Raw genomic sequence first — 6,984 nt, 5'->3', positions numbered from 1 at the left:
CGGGGGCCTCGTCGTGTCCCGCCGCCTCGGGCGGCGCCGGTCAGGCGGCGGCGAGCGCCGGACCGGTGAGGGTGTCGGCGTCGGCCGGGCGCAGCGCCAGGGCGAGCACGTCGGCGACGTCGGCGAGGGTGTGCACGGTCAGCGCCTCGCGGACCTCGGTGGGCAGATCGTCCAGGTCCGGCTCGTTGCGGGCCGGGATGATCACCTCGGTCAGGCCGGCCCGGTGGGCGGCGAGCAGCTTCTGCTTCACGCCGCCGATGGGCAGCACCCGGCCGGAGAGGGTCACCTCGCCGGTCATCCCGAACTCGGGCCGCACCGGCCGGCCGGTCACCAGGGACGCCAGCGCGGTGACCATGGTGATGCCGGCGCTGGGGCCGTCCTTGGGCACCGCGCCCGCCGGCACGTGCAGGTGGATCCGCCGTCCGGCGAGGGCGTTCGGGTCCAGCCCGTACCGGCGCCCGTTGGAGCGCAGGTACGACCAGGCGATGTGCGCGGACTCCTTCATCACGTCGCCGAGCTGGCCGGTGAGGGTCAGCCCCGGCTCGCCCTCCATTCTGGTCGCCTCGATGAAGAGCACGTCCCCGCCGGCGCCGGTGACCGCCAGGCCGGTGGCCACGCCGGGCACCGCGGTGCGCTCGGCCGACTCCGGGGTGAACTTCGGCCGGCCCAGGTAGCGGGCCAGGTTGCCGGTGTCCACCCGGACGGGCGCCGGGTCGCCTGCCAGCTCGACGGCGACCTTGCGCAGGATCTTCGCCAGGGCGCGTTCGAGCTGCCGTACGCCGGCCTCCCGGGTGTGCTCCCCGGCGATCCGGGCGAGGGCCTCGTCGGCCACGGTGACCTCGTCGGCGGTCAGGCCGGCCCGCTCCCGCTGCCGGGGCAGCAGGTGGTCCCGGGCGATGGCCACCTTCTCGTCCTCGGTGTAGCCGTCCAGGGTGACCAGCTCCATCCGGTCCAGCAGCGGGCCGGGGATGGTCTCCACCACGTTGGCGGTGGCCAGGAAGAGCACGTCGGACAGGTCGAGGTCGACCTCCAGGTAGTGGTCCCGGAAGGTGTGGTTCTGCGCCGGGTCGAGCACCTCCAGCAGCGCGGCGGCGGGGTCGCCCGCGTAGCCGGCGGCCAGCTTGTCGACCTCGTCGAGGAGCACCACCGGGTTCATCGAGCCGGCCTCCCGCAGCGCGCGGACGATCCGGCCGGGCAGCGCGCCGACGTAGGTGCGCCGGTGACCGCGGATCTCCGCCTCGTCGCGGACGCCGCCGAGCGACACCCGGACGAAGTTGCGCCCGAGCGCCCGGGCGATCGACTCGCCGAGGCTGGTCTTGCCGACGCCGGGCGGGCCGGCGAGGGCGAGGACCGCGCCGGAGCCGCGACCGCCGACCACGCCGAGGTTGCGCTCGGCCCGCCGGTTGCGCACCGCCAGGTATTCCAGGATGCGGTCCTTCACGTCGGCCAGGCCGGCGTGGTCGGCGTCGAGCACGGCGCGGGCCGCGGCCAGGTCGGTGTTGTCCTGGGTACGCGTGGTCCACGGCATCTCCAGCACCGTGTCCAGCCAGGTACGGATCCAGCCCGCCTCCGGGGAGGCGTCACTGGCCCGCTCCAGCTTGCCGACCTCGCGCAGCGCCGCCTCGCGTACCTTCTCGGGCAGTTCGGCGGTCTCGACCCGGGCCCGGTAGTCGGCGGAGCCGTCGGGCTCGTCCTCGCCCAGTTCCTTGCGGATGGCGGCGAGCTGCTGGCGGAGCAGGAACTCCCGCTGGGACTTCTCCAGCCCCTCGCGGACGTCGCTGTTGATCCGCTCGGTGACCTCCTGCTCGGCGAGGTGGTCCTTGACCCAGCCGACGAGCAGTTCCAGCCGGGCGACGACGTCGGGCGCGGCGAGCAGTTCGGTCTTCTGCGCCAGGGTGAGCCAGGGCGCGTAGCCGGCCGCGTCGGCCAGTTCGGAGACGTCGGTCATCCGCTCCATGGCGTCGATGACCTGCCAGGCGCCGCGCTGCTGGAGGACCGAGGTCATCAGCGCGCGGTACTCGCGGGCGAGTTCCCGGGCCCGGCCGGCCGGGGCGGGTTCGTCGAGTCGGGTCGCCTCGACCCAGAGGGCGGCGCCGGGTCCGGGCACGCCGGAGCCGATCCGGGCCCGGGCGAGGCCGCGGATCACGGCGGCGGGCTCGCCGTCGGGCAGCCGGCCCACCTTCTCGATGGTGGCGATCGTGCCGACGGAGCCGTACTCGCCGTCGATGCGGGGCACGGCGAGAAGCTGCTTGTCGCCGGTGGCGCGGGCCGCGTCGACCGCGGCCTGGGTGGTCGGGTCGAGGGTCACCGGGATGACCATGCCGGGCAGCAGGACGGCGTCGGTCAGCGGAAGTACCGGAAGAGTTGCCATCGAACACCTGCTATCGCGTTGAGTTGAGCGTGTCAGGCTCAAGTCACAAAGCGTTCCCCTTGTTCCTGGGTGTGACCCAGGCCACCCCCGGAGGCGCTCCGCGCCGGGGCGGAGGGGTTCCTGCCCAAGAGCAGCGAGCCGGAGGAACTGCTCCCCCCGATCCTGGCCGTCCTCGACGGCTGGGCGGTACTGCCCGGTCCCCTGCTGCGTGGCCTGCTCCGGCCGGTCCGTAGCAGCTCGGTCGACCTGGACTCGGAGGAGCGGCGGTTGCTGCGGTCCATCGCCGCCTGCCGCAGCACCGTGGAGATCGCCGAGCAGTTGCACGTCTCGGAGCGGACGGTGAAACGGATGACCGCCGCGCTGCTGCGCAAGCTGCGGGTGTCCAGCCGCGCGGAGGCCGCCGCGCTGGCCGGACACGCCGGACTGCTCACCGACTGACGCCGCCCGCCCATTGGCCGCGCGGATTTTCCACGATTCGCGCGACGCGTCAAATGAAAGCGACGCATATTGTTGCGGATTAGCCGGCCGATACGTCAAACTCTTGACCACACCCCGCCCGACACAGGGAGCAATGGCGATGGCAAGGAAAGTAATCACCGTTCTGACCGACGACTTGGACGGCGGAAAGGCCGACCGGACCGTCGAGTTCAGCCTGGACGGGGTGGCGTACACCATCGACCTCTCCGACGAGAACGCGGGGGTGCTGCGCAAGGCGCTCGACCCGTACATCAGCGCTGGCAGGCGAATGGGGCGGGGCAACGTGGACGCCGGCCGCCCGGTCCGCCGCCCGGCTCGCGCCGCGGTCTCCGGAATGGACCGCGAGCAGAACCGGGCCATCCGGGAATGGGCCGCCAAGAACGGCTACGAGATTTCCGAGCGCGGCCGCATCCCGGTCAACGTCGTGGAGGCGTGGAAGAACCGCTGACCGGCCTCGGCGGGGCATCACGATCCGCCGCGTAGGGGTCACGCTGAGAAATCAGCGTCGACCCCTACGCTTTTCGCCCCGTTCACAATTTCCACCCGGTGGTGCGCCCCGGTCGGTGCCGCGCGACGCCCGATCACTCGCCGGTGGCCCCGTCGAGCAACTGCCGGGCCACGTCGAGCTGACCCAGGTGCCGGGCGTACTCCTGCAGCAGGTGGAACAGGATCCGACCCAGCGACGGCGCGTCCGCGGCGGCAGGGAACCGGCCGCCGAGCGCGGCCCGCCGCTCCAGCGGCACCCCGGCGACGATCCGGCGGGTGTGCGTCACCTCCGCCCGGTACGCCCGCCACACCTGCTCCGTCGACAGGGCGTCCACCCGCCACTCGGCGTCGTCCTCGCCCGGCGGGCACGGCGCGACCTGCTCCGCGGCGAAGCCCCACCGGATCCAGCGCCGCTCCACCCAGCCCAGGTGCCGCACCAGCCCGAGCGGCGCCCAGTCGAGCCCGTCGACGGGCCTGCGCAGCTGCTCCTCCGACAGGCCGGCGGTCTTGCGGGCCAGCGCCTCCCGGTACCAGTCGAGGTAGCCGACCAGCAGTTCCCGGGGATCGTCGACGTGGTTGCCCGGACCGTCGAGCAGGACCGGGAAACGGGTGTCCGACATCCACCGACCCTACGGCCGGGCCGTGCCCCTCGCCACAGTCACGATCGGCCGGTGGACCGGGGCGCCGGCAACATGGCCGGCCCGGCCCGGCGAGGCCGGTGCACGCGCTACGCGCCCCGGACGGCGACGCCGGCCCGGGCGCTGGTGTCGAAAATACGGCCGCGGGCCGCCCGGATCTCTCCGGACGGCCCGCGACGGTGTCGTACGACGGGTCAGTTGACCTCGATCCGCACCACGTCGAAGGCGGGGGTCTGGTTGGCCCGCTCCATCATCGGCACCCGGTGCGAGCCGTCACCGGCCCAGACCGCGCACTGCGCGGTGCCCGACTGCGGCAGGCCCGGGATCTGGATGGTCACCTCGTCGGCCTGGCCACTGCCCCGACCGTCCTCGGTGGCGACGAAGAACGCCGGCACGTCCTGCGGGTTCGAGGGCGCCTCGGTGGTGCTCTGCAGCATCCGGCAGGCGGTGTGGAAGTGACCGCGGGTCAGCCCCTGGTCGTTGAGGACCGAGCTCTCCAGGTAGTAGCCGCCCTGGCCGGCGGCGAGGAACCGGTCGCGGATCAGGTTCCGGGTGGAGACCCGCAGCGCGAACGCCTGGTTGCGCTGCACCTGCTCCGGGAACTCGGTGATCAGCAGGGACGGGTTGTTGGCGGCGGCGCCGACCTCACCGAAGGCCGTGCTGACGCACCGGTTGCCGTTCTGGAAACCGTCGTGCGGCTGTAGGTCGCTGTTGGTGCAGTCCTTGGCCAGCACGCCGAGGTTGTTCCCGCCGTTGTTGTTTCCGCCGCCGTTCTGACCGCCGTTCTGGCCACCATTCTGACCGCCGTTCTGGCCACCGTTGGTCGGGGCGGCGGTCGGGGCGCCATTCTGACCGCCGTTCTGGCCGCCATTGGCGCCGCCGTTGTTGTTGTTCGCGGCGACAGTGCATTTCGCGAGCTGGTCAAGTCCCTGCGGGCGCGGCCCCACCCGGTCGATGGCGGTCGCTATCCGGTTCAACGTCGCCCGACGCTTGTCCTCCAGCGGACGCAGGATGGCGTTGTTGATGAAGGTCTGCCCGTTGCGGCCCTCGGCGGCCAGCCGCCGGTTGGCCTCGGCGATCTGGGTCTGCAACAGGGCGAGGTTCCGGTCGACCTCGGCCCGGGCGCGGTCCGGAACCTGCGGCAGCCTGCTCACCACGTCCGGGCAGACCACGCCCGAGGCGACGGTGTTCACCGGCGCGTTGCCGTCCTTGACGGCCTGGCACTCGGCGACGGACATCTGGCCGTCGCCCCAGTGGTTGCGAACCCAGCGCCCGTTCTGCCACGTCTGGGTGGTGCTGCCGCGTCCGCTCGGCGAGGTGGCGCCGGGACTCGGCGCCACGCAGGCGGACGAGACGTTGCGGGTCGTCGTTCGCCGAGTCTCGTGGGCCGACGAGATCTGGGTCACCGCGGCGATACCGCCGAAGACCGCGAGCGCGCCGACCGCCGCCAGCAGCCGCTTGCTCCGCGCGTTACCGGATGACCGGCGCGCCCCTGTGGACCTGCGCATCGAATTGCTCTCCTTCTCGATCCGGTACCTGACTCGTGACCCGTCGGGCGAACGGAATTCGGGGTGGGACGCCCGTCGGGATCACTGCGACGTCCGGTCGCGCGTCGATGGCCGACGATGCCCTTTCCGCACCGTCCGCCGCGTCGGGTGGCGCGGCTGGGAAGATCTGTGTCCATTCCCGCTTAGGTACGGAGCGCCGCGGGCGATGGTTCAACGCGGATCGAGGAATTCGGAACGGGCTGGTGACGACCGCCCGATCGGCGTTCCGGAAAGACGCGGAGTCACCGCGCGGCGACGCTGCGGTCGGTTGTCAGTCGACGCAGAGGTGGTCGAAGGCGAAGTCCCCGACCAGCTCGTCCCGGCGGGCGCGCAGCCCCCGGATCTCCTGCCGCAGCTCGGCCCGGTCCATCAGCGGCGGTTCGTCGGTCTCCAGCGCCCGCAGCCGGTCCCCCACCGCCACGACGGCCAGGTCCTCGGCCAGCCGGGCGGCGTCCACCCCGCACCAGAAGCGGTGCTCGCGGACGGTCACCCGCTCGACCAGGCAGCGACCGGGCCGCACCTCGACCCAGCTCCAGCCCTCGGCCGCCCCGTCCCGCCACCGCACGTGCAGGCCACGCACGATGGGGTCGGCCAGCCGCCGGGACACGTACGCGTCGACGGCGTCGGCGCGGGCCAGCGCCCCGAGGTCGTTGACCGGGCCGGTGCGGCCGTCGGGCAGTCGACCGACGATGTCGCGGAAGGCCACCGCGCTGTCGTACCCGTCGCCGTCCTGGCCGGTGGACGGGCCCGGCCCGGCGTAGGCGCGGGCGTCGATGACGTACCTGACGATCCGCGGGCCGTGCGCGGCGGACCGCAACGTCGAAGACTCGATCCGCAGCACGGGCAGGTCGACCGCGGCGCAGACGGCGTCGCGCATCCGCTCGGCGCGCTGCCGGGCCGAGCCGGGCGGCGCCGGCGCGCCGAGCACGACGGCGAAGAGCGGCCGACCGGTGTCGGCGGCGCAGACCACGTGGTCGAACTCCTCGCGGGTCGCCGAACTCCACTGGTGTCCGGTGATCCCCTCCGGGCGCCGGGTCACCAGGTCACCGAGCCGGCGACCGGCGTGCACCACCTGACCGGCCCGGACGGGCAGCGCGGCACCGTCGAGCGGCAGCGGCCGCAGCCGGGAACCGTCGTCGGTGGCGGTACGCGTCATGGTGGTGCCGGATCCTCACGTGGTCGGTCGACCGGCCGAGTCTAAGGGACGTCTCGTAACCCCGGTGTCTGTCTGCTGAGGATGATCATCGAGGATGGCTGGGTGCAGGTGATCACCGCAGCCCGCCCGGAGTGGATCTTTCCCTTCACCGGGCTGCAGCCGCCCAGTTCCGCAAGCTGGTCCGGCTGGTCGCCGAGCGTGGCGGTGACGCGATCGCCGACGGCCGGCCGGGCCGGCAATGGGCCTTGGACCTCGCCGACCGGGTACTGCTGGTGGCCACCTACTGGCGCACGAACCTGACGATGCGCC

6 protein-coding genes and 1 pseudogene are annotated in these 6,984 nt (G+C 72.9%); 3 read left to right on the top strand and 4 right to left on the bottom strand.

The features are described from left to right. Positions 1-40: 40 nt before the first annotated feature. Positions 41-2,371, bottom strand: a complete 2,331-nt coding sequence (gene lon / locus JNW89_RS22490; protein ID WP_238450401.1) for an endopeptidase La — start codon at positions 2,369-2,371, stop codon at positions 41-43. A gap of 267 nt (positions 2,372-2,638) precedes the next feature. On the opposite strand from lon, the gene JNW89_RS38960 reads away from it, so the two are divergent. Further along, the gene (locus tag JNW89_RS38960; RefSeq protein WP_238450400.1) at positions 2,639-2,809 is read left to right on the top strand and encodes a LuxR C-terminal-related transcriptional regulator; all 171 of its coding nucleotides are present in this window, start codon (positions 2,639-2,641) and stop codon (positions 2,807-2,809) included. Between the two features lie 139 nt (positions 2,810-2,948). Further along, complete coding sequence (locus JNW89_RS22480) at positions 2,949-3,296, top strand: Lsr2 family protein (RefSeq protein WP_238450399.1); 348 nt, start codon at positions 2,949-2,951, stop codon at positions 3,294-3,296. A gap of 133 nt (positions 3,297-3,429) precedes the next feature. Here JNW89_RS22480 and JNW89_RS22475 read toward each other — a convergent pair whose 3' ends face one another. The 3 genes from JNW89_RS22475 to JNW89_RS22465 all read right to left on the bottom strand — a co-directional run bounded on the left by JNW89_RS22475 (position 3,430) and on the right by JNW89_RS22465 (position 6,675). After that, a complete protein-coding gene (locus JNW89_RS22475; protein ID WP_238450398.1) occupies positions 3,430-3,954 on the bottom strand; it encodes a DinB family protein in 525 nt (174 codons plus the stop codon). 212 nt (positions 3,955-4,166) lie between these two features. Continuing rightward, entirely contained in the window at positions 4,167-5,480 is a 1,314-nt protein-coding gene (locus tag JNW89_RS22470; protein WP_238450397.1) for a hypothetical protein, read from the bottom strand. Between the two features lie 310 nt (positions 5,481-5,790). Then, positions 5,791-6,675: a hypothetical protein gene (locus JNW89_RS22465; RefSeq protein ID WP_238450396.1), complete on the bottom strand. Its 885-nt coding sequence runs from the start codon at positions 6,673-6,675 to the stop codon at positions 5,791-5,793. Positions 6,676-6,777: 102 nt separating this feature from the next. Between JNW89_RS22465 and JNW89_RS22460 the strand changes: the two are divergent. Further along, positions 6,778-6,984, top strand: a pseudogene (locus JNW89_RS22460) (IS5/IS1182 family transposase); the annotation flags it as partial.

The sequence above is a fragment of the Micromonospora sp. 4G55 genome, from assembly GCF_016803375.1.
The sequence above is the reverse complement of the archived record's forward strand: the minus strand, read 5'-3'. Positions and strand labels throughout refer to the sequence as shown.